We start from the raw sequence: 22,289 nt of genomic DNA on the forward strand, positions 1-22,289 counted from the left end.
CAATAGATAAACCGTCATCGCAGGCAAGCCAGCTCCCACATTTGACCGGGTGCATCTGCTGTAACGCGGCCGAATGTGGGAGCTGGCTTGCCTGCGATGAACCCACCTCGGTCCACCTGAAAAAACACAAAAAAAAGCGGAGCCGCAAAGGGCTCCGCTTTTTCAAACCACCAACCCGAATCAGGCCAGTTTCTTGTGCCGCACACGGTGCGGCTGGGCAGCTGCTTCGCCCAAACGCTTCTTGCGATCAGCTTCGTACTCGGTGTAGTTGCCTTCGAAGAAGACTGCTTGTGAATCGTCTTCGTACGCCAGGATGTGAGTGGCCACGCGGTCAAGGAACCACCGATCGTGAGAGATCACAATGGCGGCGCCCGGGAAGTCCAGCAGGGCTTCTTCCAGGGAGCGCAGGGTTTCAACGTCGAGGTCGTTGGACGGTTCGTCGAGCAGCAGGACGTTGCCGCCCTCTTTCAGGGTCAGGGCCAAGTGCAAGCGACCGCGCTCACCACCGGACAGGTCCTTGACGAACTTCTGTTGGTCGCCGCCCTTGAAGTTGAAACGGCCGACGTAGGTGCGCGACGGGATTTCATAGTTGCCGATGCGGATCTGGTCGGAACCGTCGGAAATCTGCTGGAATACCGTCTTGCTGCCGTCGAGGTCGTCGCGACTTTGGTCAACGCACGCCAGTTGTACGGTTTCGCCAACTTCAATGCTGCCCGAATCCGGTTGTTCCTTGCCCATCAGCATGCGGAACAGGGTGGATTTACCCGCACCGTTACCGCCGATCACGCCAACGATGGCACCTTTAGGCATGGAGAACGACAGGTTGTCGATCAGCACGCGATCGCCATAACCCTTGGAGACGTTCTTGAACTCGATAACCTTGTCACCCAGGCGCGGGCCAGCCGGAATGTAGATTTCGTTGGTTTCGCTGCGCTTCTGGAATTCCTGGGATTGCATTTCCTCGAAGCGTTGCAGACGCGCCTTGGATTTCGACTGACGCGCCTTGGCGCCTTTTCGTACCCATTCCAGCTCGTCTTTCATGGCCTTTTCATGGGCCGACTGTTGCTTGGATTCGGCAGCCAGACGGTCGGACTTGGCTTCCAGCCAACCGGAGTAGTTACCCTCGTAAGGGATACCCGCACCACGGTCGAGTTCCAGAATCCAGCCGGCGACGTTGTCCAGGAAGTAACGGTCGTGCGTGATCGCGACCACAGTGCCCGGGAAGTCATGGAGGAAGTGTTCCAGCCAGGCGACAGAGTCGGCGTCCAGGTGGTTGGTCGGTTCGTCGAGCAGCAACATGTCGGGAGCCGACAGCAGCAGGCGGCACAGGGCCACACGACGCTTCTCACCACCGGACAGGTGTTCGATCTTGGCGTCCCACGCCGGCAGACGCAGTGCATCGGCAGCGACTTCCAGCTGGCGTTCCAGGTTATGGCCGTCGCTGGCTTGCAGGATAGCTTCCAACTTGGCCTGTTCAGCGGCCAGCTTGTCGAAGTCGGCATCCGGTTCGGCGTAGGCGGCGTAGACCTCGTCCAGGCGAGCCTGGGCGTTCTTGATCACGCTGACCGCCTCCTCGACCACTTCACGCACGGTCTTGGTGGGGTCCAGGATCGGCTCCTGAGGCAGGTAGCCGATGTTCAGGTCGGGCATCGGGCGGGCTTCGCCCTCGAACTCGGTGTCAACGCCGGCCATGATTTTCAGCAGCGTGGACTTACCCGAACCGTTGAGGCCGAGCACGCCGATCTTGGCGCCGGGAAAGAAAGACAGCGAAATGTTTTTCAGGATTTCCCGCTTCGGCGGAACTACTTTTCCCAGCCGATGCATGGTGAAGACGTATTGAGCCATGGTGAACCTAGCGTCAGTGACTGATGAATTAAGCGGGCGAAGCCCGTGCCAGGCCATGCGCGGCGCGGGCCGTTGATCATGATCAATGCCTGCGTGCGGAAAAAGCCTGATTGTTTGGGGCTGGAACGCCCTCGCGTAACCGGCAAAGCTACCTGAATGCGTGTGGGCAGTCCAGCCAAGCGGGGCTGGCACTTTGCCACAACACAAGGCATGCTAGCCGCCCTCCGGGCGTCCGGCTTATAGTGCACGTCGCGCGCCAGTCCAGCCAAACCGCAGGATCACAGCTTGTCCAACGTCACAACGCCCACTCCCCTGCGCGCCGCGAATATTGCGCCGGGAGCGCCCCTGCACGGTACCCTCAAGGGCGCATTGGCGACGCTGGTCTTGATGCTGCTCGCGTTATTGTTCTGGCAACTGCTGGACCAGTTACAGCAGAGCCAGAAGAACCAGCAGCAATACACCATCGACTACAGCGCCGACCTGGCCGAACAAATCAGCCTGAACATGGCCCTGAGTGCGCAGATCGCCCTCAACCTGCTGCCCATCGTCGAGCAGCCACGCAGTACTGAACAGCAACTAGCACTGATGCGCACCTTGCAACGCTCGCTGCCGGAACTGCGCAGTGTTGCCCTACTCGCCCCCAGCGGCGCGATGCTTAGTGATAGCGCCAATGACAGCCAGGACAGTGCCTGGCTGGCAGAGCTGGTCAAGCGCAGCCACGCCCAGTCCTATTATTTGAGCAACAACAACGATGGCACCGTCATCTACATGTTGCTCAATCAGCCCAGCGGCGGGGACAAGGTGTACTGGGCCTTGCGTCTGGCGCCTAACTACTTAGCCAACCTGACCCGCCAGGATGGCCTGGGCCAGCGGCCAATGTGGGTCGTTGAAAACCGCCTGAACCACCGGGTCGTCAGCCGCGACAATGGCATGCCAGCCCAATGGGCTACGGCGCTGACCCCGGACGAATTGAACAAGAGCGTCTTGGTCACGCCCCTGAGCAAAAGCGACTGGCAGTTACGCGGCCTGTTTGATCGCGCCGCCGTGCTGGAACAACTGCTGCCGGCCTTTATTGGCAAATGCCTGCTGGGTTTGGCGTTTTCCCTGGTCCCGTTGATCGTCCTGCTGAACATGCGCCGTCGCCAGCGCCAGGTCCACGAGGGGCGCCGCCGCTATCAGGATATTTTCGAAGGCACCGGCGTGGCGTTGTGCGTGCTTGACCTCTCAGGCCTGCCGACCTACTTCGACAAGGCCCGCGTGCAAACTCGCGAGCAACTGCAGGATTGGCTGCAAAACAGCCCGGAACAGCGCCAGCAACTGCTCAAGGAGCTGCGCATTACCGAAATCAACCAGGTGGCGGTGCGTCTGCTCAATGTGGCGTCTTGCGAACAGGCCTGGGAACGACTGATTGACGGCTGCCCGCTGAACCCCACCGCCATCGGCTATCAACTGCTCGAGGCAGTTCTGACCCAGCAGAAACAACTGGAGATGGAGATCCAGCTCAGCGATATCGACGGCCACGATCAGTACCTGTGGCTGGTGATGCGCCTGCCGGAAGAACAGCACGACTATAAAGCGGTCATCCTCAGCATCAGCGACATCACCAGCCGCAAGCTGATCGAGTTGTCGCTGGTCGAGCGCGAAGGTTTCTGGTCGGACGTGGTGCGTACCGTGCCCGACCACCTGTATGTGCAGGACGTGATCAGCCAGCGGATGATTTTCAGCAATCACCATCTGGGACACACCTTGGGTTACAACAAGCCCGAGTTGCAGCAGATGGGCGAGTACTTCTGGGAAATCCTGCTGCATCCCGACGACGCCCAGCATTACCACGACCTGCGCCAGCAGCAGCGTGAAAACGGCTACTTCAGCCAACTGCAATGCCAACTGCGCTTCCGCCACCGCAACAATCAATGGCGACGCTTTGATATCCGCGAACAGGCCCTGGCCCGGGACAAATCCGACCAGGTCACGCGCATTATTGGCGTGGCCAAGGACGTCACTGACCAGATCGAAGCCAGCGAGTCCCTGCGCGACAGCGAACAGCGCTACCGCATGCTCGCGGAAAGCATCAGCGACGTGATTTGCTCCACTGACAGTCAATTGGCCCTCAACTATGTCAGCCCCTCGGTCAATGCGGTGCTGGGCTATGACGTGGATTGGATCTTCAAGAACGGCTGGCAATCGATCATCGCCAACCCTCAGCAACTGACAGGTATCTACACCCTGGTGGAGCAGGTCAGCCGCTCTCTGGGTGACCCCATGGCTCTGGCCAAACTGCGCGATGCGGTGCAAACCCAGCTGTTTCTGTTCGACTGCCTGCGGGCCGATGGACGCAAGGTGCCCATCGAACTGCGGCTGGTGCTGGTGTGGGATGAACATGGCGCCTTCGAAGGCATCCTGGGTGTCGGTCGTGATATCAGCCAGCAGCGCCGCGCCGAGAAAGACCTGCGTATGGCGGCCACCGTATTCGAGCACTCCACGTCGGCGATCCTGATCACCGACCCGGCCGGCTACATTGTCCAGGCCAACGAAGCGTTCAGCCGCGTCAGCGGTTATGCAGTGGCGGATGTGCTGGATCAACTGCCGAACATGCTCACCGTCGACGAGCAGCAGGAAGCTCATCTGCGTTACGTGCTCAAGCAACTGCACCAGCACAGTACCTGGGAAGGTGAGGTCTGGCTCAAGCGCCGTAACGGCGAGCATTACCCGGCCTGGGTCGGTATCACCGCCGTGTTCGATGACGAAGGCGACCTGGCCAGTTATGTGTGTTTCTTCAGCGATATCAGCGAGCGCAAGGCCAGCGAGCAGCGCATCCACCGTCTGGCCTACTACGACGCCCTGACCCACCTGCCCAACCGCACACTGTTCCAGGACCGCCTGCACACCGCGTTGCAGTCGGCGGAACGCCAGAAGTCCTGGGTGGTGCTGATGTTCCTCGACCTGGACCGCTTCAAACCGATCAACGACTCCCTGGGCCACGCCGCCGGCGACCGCATGCTCAAGGAAATGGCCACCCGCCTGCTGGGTTGTGTGGCGGAAGACGACACCGTGGCGCGCATGGGCGGCGACGAGTTCACCTTGCTCCTGCAACCGCGGGTCAGCCGCGAAATGGCGCTGAACCGGGCGATTCACGTGGCCGAGCAAATCCTCGCCAGCCTGGTGAAACCGTTCGTGCTGGAAGGCCGCGAGTTCTTTGTCACCGCCAGTATCGGCATTGCCTTGAGCCCTCAGGACGGCAACGAACTGAGCCAATTGATGAAGAACGCCGATACCGCGATGTATCACGCCAAGGAGCGCGGCAAGAACAACTTCCAGTTCTATCAGGCGGATATGAACGCCAGCGCCCTGGAGCGCCTGGAACTGGAAAGCGACCTGCGCCATGCCCTGGACCAGAACGAATTCGTGCTCTATTACCAGCCGCAATTCAGCGGCGACGGTAAACGCCTGACCGGCGCCGAAGCCTTGCTGCGCTGGCGCCATCCGCGCCGCGGGCTGGTGCCACCAGGAGATTTCATTCCGGTGCTGGAAGAACTTGGCTTGGTGGTTGATGTGGGCGACTGGGTGATCAGCGAAGCCTGTCGCCAACTCAAGACCTGGCACCAGAACAAGGTGCGAGTGCCCAAGGTCTCGGTGAATATTTCTGCCCGGCAGTTCTCCGACGGCCAACTGGGCACACGCATTGCCACCATCCTCAAGGACACCGGCCTGCCGCCAGCGTGCCTGGAGCTGGAGCTGACCGAAAGTATCCTGATGCGCGAAGTCAACGAAGCGATGCAGATCCTCGCCAGCCTGAAAAACCTCGGCCTGAGCATTGCAGTAGACGACTTTGGCACCGGTTATTCATCGCTGAACTACCTCAAGCAGTTCCCGATCGATGTGCTGAAAATCGACCGCACCTTTGTCGATGGCCTACCGTCCGGCGAGCAGGACGCGCAGATCGCCCGGGCGATTATCGCCATGGCCCACAGCCTGAACCTGGCGGTGATCGCCGAAGGCGTGGAAACCCATGAGCAGTTGGACTTCCTGCGTGAGCATGGTTGCGACGAAGTGCAGGGCTACCTGTTCGGGCGGCCGATGCCGGCGAATCGGTTTGAGGTGCAGTTCAGCAATGATGCACTGTTCATGTTTGACTGAGATTCTGTAGTGGTGCTGATGGCCTCATCGCAGGCAAGCCTGCTCCCACACTTGAATGTGTTCGCAAATCAAAATGTGGGAGCTGGCTTGCCTGCGATGAGGTCCGCGCAAACACCACCCATCCGCAGATGAGCCCCACTTGTCCGCGACATGATGTCCTTTCATATGCCATCTAAAACCCATTGGGTTAGAATGCGCTTCTTTTCTGCCCCCGATCCTTGAGGACCGCCATGTTCAGCCGTGATTTGACTATTGCCAAGTACGACGCCGATCTCTTTGCCGCCATGGAGCAAGAAGCTCAGCGCCAGGAAGAGCACATTGAGCTGATCGCTTCGGAAAACTACACCAGCCCCGCCGTGATGGAGGCTCAAGGTTCGGTTCTGACCAATAAGTACGCCGAAGGTTATCCGGGCAAGCGTTACTACGGCGGTTGCGAGTTCGTCGATATCGTTGAGCAGCTTGCAATCGACCGCGCCAAGGAACTGTTCGGCGCCGATTACGCCAACGTTCAGCCACACGCTGGCTCCCAAGCCAACAGCGCCGTTTACCTGGCCCTGCTGCAAGGCGGCGACACCATCCTGGGCATGAGCCTGGCCCACGGCGGTCACCTGACCCACGGTGCCAGCGTTTCCTCCTCCGGCAAGCTGTACAACGCCGTTCAATACGGTATCGATGCCAACGGCCTGATCGACTACGACGAAGTCGAGCGCCTGGCGGTCGAGCACAAGCCGAAAATGATCGTGGCCGGTTTCTCTGCCTACTCGCAGATCCTGGATTTCCCACGCTTCCGTGAAATCGCAGACAAAGTTGGCGCCTACCTGTTCGTCGACATGGCCCACGTGGCCGGTCTGGTTGCCGCTGGCGTCTACCCGAACCCGGTGCCATTCGCTGACGTAGTGACCACCACCACCCACAAGACCCTGCGCGGTCCACGTGGCGGCCTGATCCTGGCTCGTGCCAACGCCGAGATCGAGAAGAAGCTGAACTCCGCCGTATTCCCAGGCGCTCAAGGTGGCCCGCTGGAGCACGTAATCGCCGCTAAAGCGATCTGCTTCAAAGAAGCACTGCAGCCTGAGTTCAAGACCTACCAGCAACAAGTGGTGAAAAACGCCAAGGCCATGGCCGGTGTATTCATCGAGCGCGGTTTTGACGTGGTTTCCGGCGGTACTGAAAACCACCTGTTCCTGCTGTCGCTGATCAAGCAGGACATCTCCGGTAAAGACGCTGACGCCGCTCTGGGCCGCGCCTTCATCACCGTGAACAAGAACTCGGTACCGAACGACCCACGTTCGCCGTTCGTCACCTCCGGCCTGCGCTTCGGCACCCCGGCTGTGACCACTCGTGGCTTCAAGGAAGCAGAGTGCAAGGAACTGGCTGGCTGGATCTGCGACATCCTGGCTGACCTGAATAACGAAGCCGTGATCGATGCTGTTCGTGAGAAGGTCAAGGCCATCTGCAAGAAGCTGCCGGTGTACGGCGCTTGATTGCAGTTGTTTGAATAAAAAGCCCGGCTCAAGAGCCGGGCTTTTTTATGCCTGAAACCTCTGCACCTTCAACCTGAAATGCTATCAACTGTGGGAGCTGGCTTGCCTGCGATGGCGGCCTTTCAGTTGATAGGTCTGTGGCTGACACACCGCTATCGCAGGCAAGCCAGCTCCCACAATTGAGCGCGTTTCAAGTCAGGATTGGTGAACCCGCGCAAAACCCTCGCGAATCTTCTCCTCGGGTAATTCGTCGGCAATAAACACGATCACACTTTCCCGTGTGTCGCCCTCAGCCCACTCAGTGTCCCAGTCAAACCCGTAAAGCTTGAGCACGCCCTGAAACACCATGCGCCGCTCTTCCCCGGCGATGTTCAACACACCCTTGTAGCGCAGCAGCTGTTTGCCGTGGTCTTCCAGCAATTCGTTCATGAACTCACTGAGCCGGTCGATATCCAGCGGCTGGTCAGTGCGCAACACCAGACTGGAAATCCGGTCGATGGAGGGCGCCTTGCTCACCGGCCGCAGGCTCATACCTGCGTTCAGGTTGAAACCACGTACATCCAGCAACTCGGCCAGGTCGATCTTGCCGTGCTCCACCACCCGAATCGGCGCCCGGCGGTTGATGCGGGTCAAGCGCTCGCTGAGGGCGTCAAACGTGACGTCGTCCACCAGATCGCGCTTGCTCACCAGCAGCCGATCGGCGAATCCGATTTGCGCTTGGGCGATGGTCTGGGTCAGGTGGTGCTCGGCGTGGGCCGCGTCCACCAGGGTAATGATGCCGTCGAGGATATAGCGCTCGCGCAGTTCTTCATCAATGAAAAAGGTCTGGGCCACGGGGGCCGGATCGGCAAGACCAGTGCACTCGATCACCAGGCGGTCGAAGGCAATCTCACCGCTGTCCAGGCGCTCCAGCAACAGGTACAGGGCCTTGGTCAGGTCGGTGTGGATGGTGCAGCAGACGCAGCCGTTGGACAGCGTCATGACTTGCACCGGCTCGTCGCCCAACAGTTGGGTGTCGATACCGGCGTCGCTGAATTCGTTTTCGATCACGGCGATTTTCAAGCCGTGTTCAGCCTTGAGCAGGTGGCGCAACAAGGTGGTCTTGCCAGCACCGAGAAAGCCGCTGAGGACGGTGACGGGAATGGGAGAGGACAAAAAAGAAGTCTCCTTTCTGATGAAATAACTGAAGGAACACAAACCAAATGTGGGAGCTGGCTTGCCTGCGATGCAGACAACCCGGTCTTTCAGTCAGACCGAGGTGATGCTATCGCAGGCAAGCCAGCTCCCACATAAAGCCCTGCTCCCACAGGGGAACTGCGTTAACCCGGGTTACCGGGTTAGCAGCACTTGGGCCCACCCTTGCCGCCGTAACGGGCTTCCTGGCGTTCGCGGAAGAACGCCTTGTAGTCCATCATCGGCTTGTCCGGGTGTTTGGTTTGCATATGCTCGACGTAGTTGTCGTAGTCGGGCATGCCGACCATCAGGCGCGCGGCCTGACCGAGGTATTTACCGAGGCGACTGATGTCATTGAACATGATTGCAATCCTCTATCAAGCGTCCGGGATGGCCTGGTATGGCGCTTCTTTATCCGTACGTTCCTTTTTGCCCCAGGCGGCAATGCCGACCTTGAGCGCATAGAACAGGATGCTGAATACCACGAACAGGAACAGCCCCGTCAGCGTTGCGTTGGTGTAAGCGTTCCAGATCACGTGTTGCATCTGGTCGATATTCTTGGCCGGAGCCAAGATCTGGCCGCTGGCCAGGGCATCGCTGTACTTCTTGGCAAGCGACAGAAAACCGATCGCCGGGTTGGCGTCGAACAGCTTGATGAAGCCTGCGGTCACGGTGCAGATCAGCAGCCAGACAGCCGGCAGCATGGTCACCCAGATGTAGCGCTGGCGCTTCATTTTGATCAGCACAACGGTGGCGAGCATCAGTGCGATACCGGCCAGCATCTGGTTGGAGATACCGAACAGCGGCCACAAGGTGTTGATGCCGCCGAGTGGGTCGATCACGCCTTGGTACAGCAGGTAACCCCACATCGCCACACAACCTGCGGTAGCGATCAGGTTGGCCGTCCAGGACTCGGTACGCTTGAGCGCCGGCACGAAGGAGCCGAGCAAATCCTGAAGCATGAAGCGACCGGCACGAGTACCGGCATCCACTGCAGTAAGGATGAACAACGCTTCGAACAGGATCGCAAAGTGGTACCAGAATGCCATGGTGTTTTCACCCGGCAGCACGCTGTGCAGGATCTGCGCGATACCGACCGCCAGGGTCGGCGCACCGCCGGCACGGGCCAGGATGGTGGTTTCACCGATGTCATGCGCCACTGCCTGCAACGCTTCCGGGGTAATCGCAAAACCCCAACTGCTGACAGTTTGCGCAACGGTCACCACGTCGGCGCCAACAATGGCGGCCGGGCTGTTCATGGCGAAGTACACGCCTGGCTCGATCACCGAAGCGGCAACCATCGCCATGATGGCCACGAACGACTCCATCAACATGCCGCCATAACCGATGTAACGGGCGTGCCCTTCACTGGCCAGCAACTTGGGCGTGGTGCCCGAGGCGATCAGTGCGTGGAAACCCGAGACCGCGCCACAGGCGATAGTGATGAACAAGAACGGGAACAGGCCGCCCTTCCACACCGGGCCGGTGCCATCGATAAACTGGGTCAGCGCCGGCATTTTAAGGTCGGGCATGGTCACCAGGATGCCAATCGCCAGGGCGATGATGGTGCCGATTTTCAGGAAAGTAGACAGGTAGTCACGTGGCGCGAGGATCAGCCACACCGGCAACACGGCAGCAACAAAGCCATAACCCACAAGCATCCAGGTGATCTGGATCCCGGTGAAGCTGAAAGCCTTGGCCCACACCGGGTCAGCGGCAATCTGCCCGCCCAGCCAGATCGAGCCCAGCAGCAACAGCACGCCGACAATCGAGATTTCGCCGATGCGCCCAGGTCGGATGTAGCGCATATAAATGCCCATGAACATCGCGATCGGGATGGTTGCCATCACCGTGAAAATGCCCCACGGGCTTTCGGCCAGGGCCTTGACCACAATCAGCGCCAGCACCGCGAGGATGATGATCATGATCAGGAAGCAGCCAAACAGCGCGATGGTCCCGGGAATGCGGCCCATTTCTTCGCGAACCATGTCACCCAGGGAACGTCCATTGCGACGAGTGGACAGGAACAGGACCATAAAGTCTTGCACCGCACCGGCCAGCACCACGCCGGCAATCAGCCACAACGTACCCGGCAGATACCCCATCTGCGCCGCCAATACCGGCCCGACCAAAGGACCTGCGCCGGCAATCGCCGCGAAGTGGTGACCGAAAAGAATGTGTTTGTTGGTCGGCACATAGTCCAGACCGTCGTTATTGAGCACGGCGGGGGTAGCCCGCATTGGATCGAGCTGCATCACATTGTTAGCGATGAACAGGCTGTAGTAACGGTACGCAACCAGATAAATGGCCACTGCCGCGACCACAATCCACAAGGCGTTGATCGCCTCTCCGCGACGCAATGCCACTACGCCAAGGGCGCACGCTCCTACGATTGCCAGCAGCAGCCAGGGTAAATGGCGTAGCAGGCTATTATTATTTTTCATTTTTATATTCCAGCCAGGGTGGACAGAAAGAAAGCCATCCCGAGTTTAGCGCTACTGGCTTTAAAGACCACCCCCCTACGTTGGTCTAGAGCCTTGCCGGGGGCGAAAAAAGCAGAAAAAACTGCCCCATGATGGCGCAGGGCTACAATCCCTTTATCCACAGAGGGTTTCACCATGAGCGAGCAGCCTTCAGATCGTCGTCGTTTCCGGCGCATTGCCTTCGATGCCAGGACCGAACTTGGGCAAAACGGCCAGGTATGGACGGTGCAATTAGTGGATTTGTCGCTCAAGGGTTTGTTGGTGCGCAAGCCGCAGCCGTGGCTGGGTGATGGTGCAGAGCCGTTCGATGTGGATATTCATCTCGACGAGACCACCGATGTAAAAATGCAGGTTCGGCTGACCCATGATGATCACAGGCAGTTAGGGTTTGTTTGCGAACATATCGACCTGGACTCGATCAGCCATTTGCGGCGGCTGATCGAGCTGAACCTCGGGGATCAGGCAGAACTTGAGCGAGAGTTGGGTGCATTGCTGGAGACTTAGGTATCAACCTAAATCAATGTGGGAGCCGGGCTTGCCCGCGATAGCGGTGTGTCAGTTGGCATCTCTATCAACTGATATACCGCTATCGCGGGCAAGCCCGGCTCCCACATGGGTTTTGCGGCGTTTCTGATTACTCGAACAAGGCATCCAGCGCCTGCTCCAGACGCGTCACCCCAATCACCTGCAATCCCGGTGGCGCCTCCTTCGGCGCATTCCCTTTGGGCACGATGGCCCGCTTGAAGCCATGCTTGGCTGCCTCTTTCAAGCGCTCCTGGCCGCTGGGTACAGGGCGCACTTCACCAGACAGCCCGACTTCGCCAAACACCAGCAAGTCGTGGGGCAGCGGCCGGTTGCGCAGGCTGGACATTACCGCCGCCATCAATGCCAGGTCCGAGGCGGTTTCCAACACTTTGACCCCGCCCACCACATTGAGGAACACGTCTTGGTCATGGGTGGGGATCCCGCCGTGGCGGTGTAATACCGCCAGTAGCATGGCCAGACGATTCTGATCCAGGCCCAAGGTCACGCGGCGCGGGTTGGCCATATGGCTGTCATCCACCAACGCCTGGACTTCCACCAGCATCGGCCGGGTGCCTTCCCAGGTTGCCATCACCACACTGCCCGGTACTTCCTCCTGGGCGCGGGTAAGAAAGATCGCCGAAGGGTTGGAGACTTCTTTCAGCCCCCGGTCAGTCATGGCGAACACACCCAATTCATTGACGGCACCGAAACGATTTTTCACTGCCCGCAGCAAGCGCAACCGCCCGTCAGACTCACCTTCGAAATACAGCACGGTGTCGACCATGTGCTCCAGCACCCGTGGCCCGGCCAACGCGCCTTCTTTGGTTACATGCCCCACCAGGAAAATCGCCGTACCGCTCTGTTTCGCGTAACGCACCAGCAACGCCGCACTTTCCCGCACCTGGGACACGCCACCGGGTGCCGATTGCAGTTGCTCGGTGAAGATCGTCTGGATCGAGTCAATCACCATGACCTTGGGCTTTTCCAGGCGAGCCGTGGCGATGATGCTTTCAATACAGGTTTCGGTCATGACCCGCAGTTGGTCCTGGGGCAAGCCCAGGCGACGGGCACGCATGGCCACTTGTTGCTGGGACTCTTCGCCCGTGACGTATAGCGCGGGCATGCGGCTGGCAATGCTGCACAGGGTTTGCAGCAGAATGGTCGATTTACCGATGCCCGGATCGCCGCCGATCAGCACCACCGACCCGTCCACCAGACCGCCGCCGAGCACCCGATCCAACTCGCTGGAGGCCGTGGAGAAACGCGGGATCTCTTCGACGCTGACTTCGGCCAGGGTCTTGATCTGGGTTTGTTGCCCGGTCCAGCCCGAACGACCGCTGGGTGCAGCTGCACCACCGCTTTCCACCATGGTCTCGGTCAGCGTGTTCCACGCACCGCACTCACTGCACTGGCCGGCCCACTTGGGAAAGGTCGCGCCGCAGTCCGTGCAGCCGTACATGCGCTTGGCCTTTGCCATCCGAGAACCTCCAACCGAAAAACCGCGATGATAGCTCAGCGCGGCGCTGCGGTACGGATTTCACCACTGGCCAAGCGTGAGGCACTGTTGCCGACCGGATCTTCGGCGTTGAGGTCCGCGCCTTTGGCCTTCAACTCGTCCAGCAGTTCGACCCGTTTAAACAGCCCGGCGTACATGGCTGCCGTCTGTCCGGCACCGTTGCGCTGATCCGGGTTGCAATCGGCGGCCAGCAACCGCTGGGCGATTTTCAGCTCGCCTTTGAAAATCGCACCCATCAGTGCGGTGTTGCCTCTTCTGTCCTGCACGCAGGCGTCAGCGCCGGCGGCCAGCAAACGCTCCACGAACGGTGCCTGGCCGTGATAGGCCGCCAGAATCAGCGCCGTGTAGCCCTTGTCATCCTGGGCATTGAGGGAATAGCCGGCGTCGATAAAGGTGTTGAGCATTTCCACGTCCCCCCGGCGGGCAGCGTCAAAGTAGTAGTCCTGCAGTTGCGCCTTGACCGCGTCCGGGTCGGGCGTCTCGGCGTGGGCGGCAAAGGCCAGCCACGCCATGAATAAACCGATGTAGATACGCATGGAATCACTCCTTCCAAGTGTCGACGCCCAGCTCGAACGCCAGGCGTCGACCGGCTCAAGCCATCAGTCAGTCAACTTTTCCGCCAGCGCTTTCACACGCGTCAAGTCGCCCTTGGCTACCTTGGTCACACCGGTGCCGTACTCGGGATCAGCCTTATAGAGGAACGACAGGATGATGTGCTTGCTCTCATCATCGGTGGTGGCCAGGGAGCCGCCGAAGTTGTCGATCAGGTCCTGACGTTCTTTCTTGCTGTAGGAACGGTACAGATCACCGGCCTGCTTGAAATTCTGCTCACGCTGGATCTTCGCCTGCTGGGTGCTGCCCGACAGGGCCATCTGGCTGTAACGGGCGCTTTGCGGCTCTTCCCGTGGCAGCAGGCGGCTTGGCTGGTAGTTGACGCCGCTGGTGGTTTTACCGAAGTTCATCGCTCCGTCCTGGTTCCCGTTGTTGACGGTTACCCGTGGGGCGTTGATCGGCAGTTGCAGCGCATTGGCGCCCAGACGGTACATCTGCGTATCGGCGTAGGAGAACACGCGGCCTTGTAACAGACGGTCTTCCGACGGTTCGATGCCAGGCACCAGATTGGCCGGGGCCATGGCCACCTGCTCGGTTTCCTGGAAGACGTTGGCCGGGTTGCGGTTCAGCACCATCTGCCCGACTTTGCGCTCAGGTACGTTAGGCCAGATCTTGGTGGCGTCCAGTGGGTCGAAATCAAACTTGGCCAGGTCTTCCGGTTTGAGGACTTGCACATACAGGTCCCACTTGGGGAAGTCGCCCTTGTTGATATGGGTGACCAAGTCATTAGTCATGTGGCTGTAATCACGACCCTGGACTTCAGTGACCTGTTTAGGGTCCAGGTTCTTGATACCTTGCAGGCTCTTCCAGTGAAACTTGACGTAATGCACTTCACCCTTGGCGTTAATCAACTTGTAGGCGTGAACACCGTTGCCGTCCATTTCGCGGTAACTGGCCGGCGTGCCGGAGTCCGAGTACAACTCGGTCAGTGTGCGAGTGGATTCTGGAACATGGGAGAAGAAGTCGAAACGACGGGAGTCATCGTCCAGGTTAGTACGTGGATCAGGTTTGAAGGCATGCACCATGTCCGGAAACTTGATGGCATCACGAATAAAGAAGGTCGGGAAGTTATTGCCTACCAGGTCCCAATTACCTTCTGCGGTATAGAACTTAGTGGCAAAACCGCGAGGATCGCGCAACGTTTCAGGGGAGTGATTACCGTGAACAACGGCAGAAAACCGTACAAAAACGGGAGTTGCTTCGCCGGCAGCGAAAACCTTGGCTTTGGTCAGGTCGCTCAAGTTATCGGTGACGGTGAAGGTGCCATGGGCACCGGTACCCCGGGCATGGACCACACGCTCTGGAATACGCTCACGGTCAAAGCGCTGCAGTTTCTGGATCAGTTGCACGTCTTGAAGTAATACCGGGCCCGTCGCGCCAGCAGTTTGGGAATTCTGATTGTCGCCGACCGCCGCGCCATTATCGCGGGTGAGGTTAGCCGCGTGTACCGACAGAGAAAGCAGGCTGGCGGTGACGATGAACAGTACATGTCGTGCAGCAATAGGCCCGCGGTTAATAGGGTCTTTCATCGGGGTGTCCTCTAGTTTTTTTAATGCACATTGAGTTGTGCTTGCTAGAGGCTAGTGACCCGCGGGTCAGAATATAAATAGAAAACCCGTACCGACCCGATTAAGAAAATAGCGTGGCAAATACCTGAAATAGCGGGTATTTCGCGCGCGATTGATGGCACTTTGAAAACTATTTACGATTTAATGTGTCGATAAAGTCGAACAATGTTAGCAGTTGTGTCGCGCAAGCCGTGCAAGACTGACTTACACTGTTCCCACCTCATCTCAACTGTAACAAGGAATAACCTATGGGCGTGATCAGTGAGTTCAAGGCCTTCGCGGTCAAAGGTAATGTGGTCGACATGGCCGTCGGTATTATCATCGGCGCCGCCTTCGGCAAAGTTGTATCTTCCTTTGTAGGCGACGTGGTGATGCCCCCAATCGGTCTGCTGATCGGCGGGGTGAATTTTGGTGATCTGGCGGTGACGCTCAAGGCAGCCCAAGGCGATGTGCCTGCGGTGGTCCTGGCGTACGGCAAATTCATCCAGAGCATCATCGACTTTTTGATCATCGCGTTTGCGATCTTCATGGGGATCAAGGCCATCAACCGCCTCAAGCGCGAAGAGGCCGTGGCGCCTAGCGAGCCGCCGGCTCCGACCAAGGAAGAAGAGCTGCTGGGGGAGATCCGCGATCTGCTCAAGGCACAGAACAGCAAGCCCTGATAAATGGGCAAGCAGAAAGAAGGCGCCTCTCGGGGCGCCTTTTTCTTACCAGTAGTTTTCCACGGCCACCTGCCCCGGGCGCCGGGTCAAACTCAACTGCATGTCCCGTTGTTTGAGCATCTGGCGCGTGTCATCAATCATCTGCGGGTTGCCGCAAATCATCACCCGGGAATGCTCGGGTGTCAGTTCAACACCGGCGGCCCGCTCCAACTCACCACTTTCGATCAAGGCGGTGATCCGCTCATTCAGCGCTCCCGGGTGCTGTTCGCGGGTGACAATCGGAATGTAAGTGAGTTTATGGGCGTGCTCGGCCAAGTAGTCACGCTCACCTAGTTCATGGATGAGCGATTGATAGGCCAGTTCCCTGGCTTCCCGCGCGCTGTAGACCAAAATGATCCGCTCAAACTTCTCCCAGACTTCAAAGTCCTGCAGGATCGATAGAAAAGGCGCTACCCCAGTGCCGGTCCCCAGCATCCACAAGTCCCGGCCATCGACAAAGCGGTCCAGCGTCAAGAAACCAGTGGCTTGGCGCTCCACCAGCACGGTATCGCCTTCGCGCAAGCGGCTCAGCTCACTGGTGAACTCCCCGCCGGGTACGACGATAGAGAAGAAATCCAGGTGTTCATCAAAAGGCGAGGACACGACGGAGTAGGCCCGCCACACAATGCTGCCATCGGCCTTGATCACCCCTAGACGCACAAACTGGCCGGCCCGAAAACGAAAGCCAGGATCCCGGGTAGTGCGCAGGGTAAATAGGCTGGGGGTCAGCGATTGCACATCGAGCAAGGTCTGGCGTGTGTATTTTTCAGCACTGGCCGTCATGAGGGACTCCATTTTACAGATGCCCCTAGTGTCCCTCAAACCAGCGCATGGAAACACCGGCGGTTTGTAGTGACATCGCCGTGGGCAAAACCTGCCCCTGCTGTCATTTTTTACTTATTCAACAAATCTGCCGGAGTGGCCATTTAATTGCACCACTAACTATTTAGCTATCGAGCAGCCTTCAAGCAAGTTATTAGGCGAGGGAATCAACCCGCCATTAAGGCTTATTAATTAATACCAAATAATTGAAAACCAAATGAAAAATCGTTCACCACCGAATATTACTTGTACATCCCACCCAAAAATGTACAGCAAGACATACCAAACATCACTAAACATGGAGAAAATTTTACTTTCGCCAAGCAGTCCATGTCCTACACTCTTTTCCGTGCCGAACTGGGATCCCGGACGTACCCAGGCTACAGCAAGACTCATGGAGATTTACCAATGGCCAACTGGCGAGATACCCGTCTACCCAAGCTGGAAGATGAAAGCGAAATAACCAGCACCTTTGAAGCAGCCCTTAACATCACTTATGAGCTCGACTTCCAATACTGTGCGTTTACGATGAGCTCTCACCACCCTCAAAATCAAATAAAACCTATTTACATCAACAACTACCCAAATGAATGGAACACACTTTACAAACAAGAGAATTACTTCGAACTGGACCCTGTAGTTGCTCATTGCAAGCGTTGTGTATTACCGATTATCTGGGAAGAGAAAGCATTTTCTGCCGTTCCGGACTTATGGTGCCATGCCCAATCCCACGGGTTGAATTTCGGCTGGACCCAGGCCGTCCATGATTTCCAGGGTGTATTCAGCATGTTGACCTTGGGGCGTAAATCCGGCCCCGTCAGTCCCGAAGAACTTTACGAAAAAGCAGGTCAGGTCCTTTGGATATGCCACGCCATGCATGCGGTGGTGGCACAAAAGTTCGCCGAAAAGCCTCCTGTTCGCCCTGCCAGCACACTGACACCACGCGAGACCGAAGTCTTGCAATGGTCGGCGCTGGGCAAAACCGCAGCCGATATCGCCCAGATTCTTTGCCTGTCCGAACGCACCGTCGGCTTCCATATCAGCAGTTCGATGAAAAAACTGGGCGTCAATAACAAGATTGCTGCCGTAATGACGGCGGTAAAAGCCGGACTGTTTTAAGCCGGGTAAAAAACACCGAATGTAATCCACCCGAAAAAAAAGTAACATTTACGATCAGTTCTGAGCGATGGCGCGGGCCTCCACCGCCCGCGCCGCAGTTCACTCAGATGGTTCCTCATGTCACCTGTGGAACACCCCTCGATTACCCAGAGCTCCCCCGCCATGCCCCTGCTCGACAGCCCCTTCGCCCAACTCGATCTGATCCGCCAGCCAGAGCAACAAAATGAGCCGTTGCAAGCCTTTGACGCGGCCGATGAGTACTTGCTCAACTACTTGGCGGAGCAACAGCCGCCCCTCGCAACCCGCGTGCTGGTGCTCAATGACAGCTTCGGCGCACTGGCAGCCAGTCTCGAAGGGCGGGTACAGGTGACCTCCAGTGGCGATTCGGTCCTTGGTGCCCAGGCTCTGGAGAAGAATCTGGTGCGCAATGGCAGGGCGTTTGACGCCGTGTCGATGGTGCCGGCCAGCCAGACGCCCACCGGGCCCTTCGATCGCGTGCTGATCCGCGTACCAAAAACCCTGGCCTTGCTGGAGGAGCAACTGATTCGCCTGCAAGGCCAACTGGCGCCAGGTGCACAAGTGATCGCCGCAGCCATGGTCAAACACCTGCCTCGAGCAGCCGGTGAGTTGCTGGAACGTTACATCGGGCCAATGCACGCCTCTCTGGCGGTGAAAAAAGCCCGCCTGCTGATCGCCACCCAGGCTGAGCGGCCTCAGGCGGTGTCGCCCTACCCCACCCGCTATCACCTGGAAACACCGGCCATCGAGTTACTCAACCACGCCAACGTGTTTTGCCGCGAAGGGCTGGACATCGGCACCCGGGCCTTCCTGCCATACTTGCCGCAAAACCTGGGCACCGCCCGGGTTGCGGACCTGGGCTGCGGCAACGGTGTACTGGCGATTGCCAGTGCGCTGCAAAACCCTGACGCGCACTACACCCTGGTGGACGAGTCGTTCATGGCTGTGCAGTCTGCCGCCGAAAACTGGCGAGCGGCGCTGGGTGAGCGGGAGGTAGTGATTCGTCCCGGCGATGGCCTGGCCGATCAGGAGCCGCAATCGCTGGACGTGATCCTGTGCAACCCGCCCTTCCACCAACAGCAGGTAGTGGGGGACTTCCTGGCCTGGCGTATGTTCCAGCAGGCCCGCGAAGCCCTGGTGGTTGGCGGTGCGTTGTATATCGTGGGCAACCGTCACCTGAGTTATCACAGCAAGTTGGCGCGATTGTTCCGGGGTGTCGAACAAGTGGCCGCCACGCCGAAGTTCGTGATCCTCAAAGCCCGAAAATGAAGCAAAAAAAACCCTCCGTGAGGAGGGTCATAAAGCCGTGCTGCAAGGCGACGGGATGGGATGTCAGTGGGTGGTCAGGCCCGCTGCGTTCATGAACATGCGCATCAGGCTGGCCACCACGAACAGGGCCAGGACGCTGCCGGTCCAGATCATCGCCAGCCAGCCCAGACGCTGCCAGAGCGGCTTTTTCTCGGCCTGTTCGATGTCGTGCAACGAAGGTTTGCCGGACATGAATCAATCCTCCTAGTGATAACCGTCTTCGTGGGTGACCTTGCCGCGGAACACGTAGTAGCTCCAGAAGGTGTAACCCAGGATGAACGGGATGATGAACAGCGTCCCCACCAGCATGAAGCCTTGGCTCTGCGGTGGTGCGGCGGCGTCCCAGATCGAGATAGACGGTGGCACGATGTTCGGCCACAGGCTGATGCCCAAGCCGCTATAGCCGAGGAAGATCAGCACCAGCGTCAGCAGGAACGGCGTGTAGTGGGCGTTGCGAGCCACGGCACGAATCAGTCCGTACAGGGTCACCAGCACTAGGATCGGCACCGGCAAGAACCAGAACAGGTTCGGCAAGGTGAACCAGCGCGAAGCGATTTCCGGGTGGGCCAGTGGCGTCCAGATGCTGACGATGCCAATCACCGCCAACAATACGAACGACAACGGACGCGCCAAGTCATGCATCTGCAACTGCAACTTGCCTTCGGTCTTCATGATCAGCCAGGTGCAACCCAGCAACGCATACGCCACGATCAGCGCCACACCGCAAAACAGGGTAAACGGCGTGAGCCAGTCCAGAGAGCCACCGGCAAACTGGCGGTTGACCACTGGAATGCCGTCGATAAACGCCCCCAATGCAACGCCCTGAAAGAACGTCGCCGTCAGCGAGCCGCCGATAAAAGCCTTGTCCCACAGGTGACGTTTGTCGTCCTTGGCCTTGAAGCGAAACTCAAAGGCCACGCCCCGGAAGATCAACCCGATCAGCATCAGGATCAGCGGGAGGTACAGCGCCGAAAGCACGACCGAGTAGGCCAGCGGGAAGGCCCCGAACAGTGCCGCGCCCCCCAGTACCAGCCACGTTTCGTTGCCGTCCCAGACGGGAGCGACGGTGTTCATCATTACGTCACGGTCGGTCTTGCCCGGGATAAACGGAAAGAGAATCCCGATTCCCAGGTCAAAACCATCCATGACCACATACATCATGACGCCGAAGATGATGATCACGGCCCAGATCAGTGGAAGATCAATACCCATCTCAATTCCCCTTGTTCAGGCTGTCGCCGTGATCGGCGTCATGGCTGTCACCGGCCGCAGACATCGGACGAGCCGGTGTGCGTTTCCGGCCAGGGCCACCGTGGCTGACTTCCGCACCTTCATTGATGACAGGGCCTTTGCGCACCAGTCGCATCATGTAGCCCAAACCGGCGCCGAACAGCGCGAAGTACACCACCACAAACAACACCAACGTAATGCTCATCTGCGCGAAGCTGTGGTTGGAAGACGCATCCGCCGTGCGCATCAGCCCGTAGACCACCCACGGCTGACGACCGATTTCAGTGGTGAACCAACCGGCAAGGATCGCGATAAGGCCGGACGGTCCCATCCACAACGCCAGGTACAGGAACGGCCGCGAGGTGTATAGCTTGTCGCCCTTGCGCAGCCAGAGGCTGAACAGGCCGGTGAATATCATCAGGAAGCCCAGGCCAACCATGACCCGGAATGACCAGAACACGATGGTCGAGTTGGGACGATCCTCAGGCGGGAACTCCTTGAGGGCCGGTACCTGTTTGTCCAGAGAGTGGGTCAGGATCAGACTGCCCAGGTAAGGAATCTCTACGGCGAATCTGGTCTTCTCGGCTTTCATATCCGGCCAGCCGAACAGGATCAGCGGCGTCGGTTCGTCACCGATATTTTCCCAGTGGCCTTCGATAGCGGCAATTTTCGCCGGCTGGTGCTTCAAGGTGTTGAGGCCGTGGAAGTCACCGATGACCGCCTGGATCGGCGCCACGATCAACGCCATCCACATCGCCATCGAGAGCATGGTGCGAATCGCCGGGTTGTCCTTGCCCCGTAGCAGGTGCCAGGCCGCCGAGGAACCGACGAAGAACGCCGTGGCCACAAAGGCTGCGGTAGCCATGTGCATCAGGCGGTAAGGGAACGATGGGTTGAAGATCACCGCCAGCCAATCCACCGGGATCACTCGGCCATCAATGATTTCAAAACCCTGAGGCGTTTGCATCCAACTGTTGGAAGCGAGAATCCAGAAGGTCGAAATCAGTGTGCCGACGGCTACCATCACTGTGGCAAAGAAGTGCAGCTTGCGTCCGACCTTGTTCCAGCCAAACAGCATCACCCCCAGGAAACCGGCTTCGAGGAAGAAAGCCGTGAGTACTTCATAGGTCAGCAACGGGCCCGTGACGGCGCCGGCAAAGTCCGAGAAGCGGCTCCAGTTGGTGCCGAACTGATAGGCCATGACCAACCCGGACACCACACCCATGCCGAAGTTGACGGCAAAGATCTTCGACCAGAAATGGTAGAGGTCACGGTAGGTATCGTTGTGGGTCTTCAGCCACAAGCCTTCCAGCACCGCAAGGTAACTGGCCAGGCCGATGGTAATGGCCGGGAACAGGATGTGGAACGAGATGGTGAATGCGAACTGAATTCGGGCGAGATCTAGCGCCTCCAAACCGAACATAAGTCTTCCTCTGTCAGGTAATACCGAATGCCGGCTGCCAGCTCAGCATCCACTGGCCCCACGGATATGGAGTGTGGCGAATTCAAATTCGTTTCTTTTTTTAACCAGCCACGCAGGGAGTCTGGCCTTGCGGCCGCCAGACCAATCCCCGTAAAGGTTTTGATCTGGATCAAGCATTGCTGAAAGAGTAGTCCCATTTTCGGCATTGGCCTGTGTGGTCTTTTGCCGCGTGACAGGTTGCCTCAGCTCGAGGCTTTGGGATTACCGCAACTATTGGTTACAACTTGGTGATAACCTCGCTTTTCCCCCGAGCCAGACCTGTCTC

The 22,289-nt window shown here is 58.4% G+C and carries 17 protein-coding genes; 6 read left to right on the forward strand and 11 right to left on the reverse strand.

What is annotated here, in order from left to right:
- Positions 1-180: 180 nt before the first annotated feature.
- Positions 181-1,845: an energy-dependent translational throttle protein EttA gene (gene ettA / locus HKK55_RS21285; protein WP_169356459.1), complete on the reverse strand. Its 1,665-nt coding sequence runs from the start codon at positions 1,843-1,845 to the stop codon at positions 181-183.
- A 285-nt stretch (positions 1,846-2,130) separates the two neighbouring features.
- On the opposite strand from ettA, the gene HKK55_RS21290 reads away from it, so the two are divergent.
- Both HKK55_RS21290 and glyA read left to right on the forward strand, forming a co-directional pair.
- A complete protein-coding gene (locus HKK55_RS21290) occupies positions 2,131-5,982 on the forward strand; it encodes a bifunctional diguanylate cyclase/phosphodiesterase (protein ID WP_169356460.1) in 3,852 nt (1,283 codons plus the stop codon).
- Positions 5,983-6,212: 230 nt separating this feature from the next.
- Positions 6,213-7,466 carry a serine hydroxymethyltransferase gene (gene glyA, locus HKK55_RS21295; protein WP_169356461.1) on the forward strand — a complete coding sequence of 418 codons (1,254 nt, stop codon included), beginning with the start codon at positions 6,213-6,215 and terminating at the stop codon, positions 7,464-7,466.
- Positions 7,467-7,661: 195 nt separating this feature from the next.
- Here the strand turns inward: glyA and yjiA are convergent, their stop codons facing one another.
- The 3 genes from yjiA to HKK55_RS21310 form a co-directional block, all read right to left on the reverse strand.
- Positions 7,662-8,621, reverse strand: a complete 960-nt coding sequence (gene yjiA / locus HKK55_RS21300) for a GTPase (RefSeq protein WP_169356462.1) — start codon at positions 8,619-8,621, stop codon at positions 7,662-7,664.
- A 182-nt stretch (positions 8,622-8,803) separates the two neighbouring features.
- A complete protein-coding gene (locus HKK55_RS21305; RefSeq protein WP_169356463.1) occupies positions 8,804-9,001 on the reverse strand; it encodes a YbdD/YjiX family protein in 198 nt (65 codons plus the stop codon).
- Between the two features lie 15 nt (positions 9,002-9,016).
- Positions 9,017-11,083, reverse strand: a complete 2,067-nt coding sequence (locus HKK55_RS21310; protein WP_169356464.1) for a carbon starvation CstA family protein — start codon at positions 11,081-11,083, stop codon at positions 9,017-9,019.
- 174 nt (positions 11,084-11,257) lie between these two features.
- Here HKK55_RS21310 and HKK55_RS21315 point away from each other — a divergent pair, with 174 nt between their 5' ends.
- A complete protein-coding gene (locus HKK55_RS21315; protein WP_169356465.1) occupies positions 11,258-11,626 on the forward strand; it encodes a PilZ domain-containing protein in 369 nt (122 codons plus the stop codon).
- 130 nt (positions 11,627-11,756) lie between these two features.
- Here the strand turns inward: HKK55_RS21315 and radA are convergent, their stop codons facing one another.
- From radA to katB, 3 genes are all read right to left on the reverse strand, one after another.
- On the reverse strand, positions 11,757-13,124 hold the full coding sequence (radA, locus tag HKK55_RS21320; protein WP_169356466.1) for a DNA repair protein RadA: 1,368 nt from the start codon (positions 13,122-13,124) through the stop codon (positions 11,757-11,759).
- Positions 13,125-13,159: 35 nt separating this feature from the next.
- Positions 13,160-13,699 carry an ankyrin repeat domain-containing protein gene (locus HKK55_RS21325; RefSeq protein ID WP_169356467.1) on the reverse strand — a complete coding sequence of 180 codons (540 nt, stop codon included), beginning with the start codon at positions 13,697-13,699 and terminating at the stop codon, positions 13,160-13,162.
- A gap of 63 nt (positions 13,700-13,762) precedes the next feature.
- Complete coding sequence (gene katB / locus HKK55_RS21330) at positions 13,763-15,304, reverse strand: catalase KatB (protein WP_169356468.1); 1,542 nt, start codon at positions 15,302-15,304, stop codon at positions 13,763-13,765.
- Positions 15,305-15,591: 287 nt separating this feature from the next.
- Here katB and mscL point away from each other — a divergent pair, with 287 nt between their 5' ends.
- A complete protein-coding gene (gene mscL, locus HKK55_RS21335) occupies positions 15,592-16,005 on the forward strand; it encodes a large-conductance mechanosensitive channel protein MscL (RefSeq protein WP_169356469.1) in 414 nt (137 codons plus the stop codon).
- A 45-nt stretch (positions 16,006-16,050) separates the two neighbouring features.
- Here mscL and HKK55_RS21340 read toward each other — a convergent pair whose 3' ends face one another.
- Positions 16,051-16,827 (reverse strand): ferredoxin--NADP reductase, encoded by a 777-nt coding sequence (locus HKK55_RS21340; RefSeq protein ID WP_169356470.1) that lies wholly within the window; start codon positions 16,825-16,827, stop codon positions 16,051-16,053.
- A 447-nt stretch (positions 16,828-17,274) separates the two neighbouring features.
- On the opposite strand from HKK55_RS21340, the gene HKK55_RS21345 reads away from it, so the two are divergent.
- The gene (locus HKK55_RS21345; protein WP_169356471.1) at positions 17,275-17,985 is read left to right on the forward strand and encodes an autoinducer binding domain-containing protein; all 711 of its coding nucleotides are present in this window, start codon (positions 17,275-17,277) and stop codon (positions 17,983-17,985) included.
- Between the two features lie 162 nt (positions 17,986-18,147).
- Complete coding sequence (locus tag HKK55_RS21350) at positions 18,148-19,272, forward strand: class I SAM-dependent methyltransferase (RefSeq protein WP_169356472.1); 1,125 nt, start codon at positions 18,148-18,150, stop codon at positions 19,270-19,272.
- A 63-nt stretch (positions 19,273-19,335) separates the two neighbouring features.
- Here the strand turns inward: HKK55_RS21350 and HKK55_RS21355 are convergent, their stop codons facing one another.
- From HKK55_RS21355 to HKK55_RS21365, 3 genes are read right to left on the reverse strand one after another with little or no spacing between them, the layout of a single operon-like run.
- Positions 19,336-19,503 (reverse strand): DUF2474 domain-containing protein, encoded by a 168-nt coding sequence (locus HKK55_RS21355; RefSeq protein ID WP_003215809.1) that lies wholly within the window; start codon positions 19,501-19,503, stop codon positions 19,336-19,338.
- A 12-nt stretch (positions 19,504-19,515) separates the two neighbouring features.
- Positions 19,516-20,523, reverse strand: coding sequence for a cytochrome d ubiquinol oxidase subunit II (cydB, locus tag HKK55_RS21360; RefSeq protein ID WP_169356473.1), 1,008 nt, complete (start codon positions 20,521-20,523; stop codon positions 19,516-19,518).
- A 1-nt stretch (position 20,524) separates the two neighbouring features.
- A complete protein-coding gene (locus HKK55_RS21365) occupies positions 20,525-21,964 on the reverse strand; it encodes a cytochrome ubiquinol oxidase subunit I (protein ID WP_169356474.1) in 1,440 nt (479 codons plus the stop codon).
- Positions 21,965-22,289 lie beyond the last annotated feature (325 nt).

The organism is Pseudomonas sp. ADAK18, assembly GCF_012935695.1.
Classification (GTDB): domain Bacteria; phylum Pseudomonadota; class Gammaproteobacteria; order Pseudomonadales; family Pseudomonadaceae; genus Aquipseudomonas.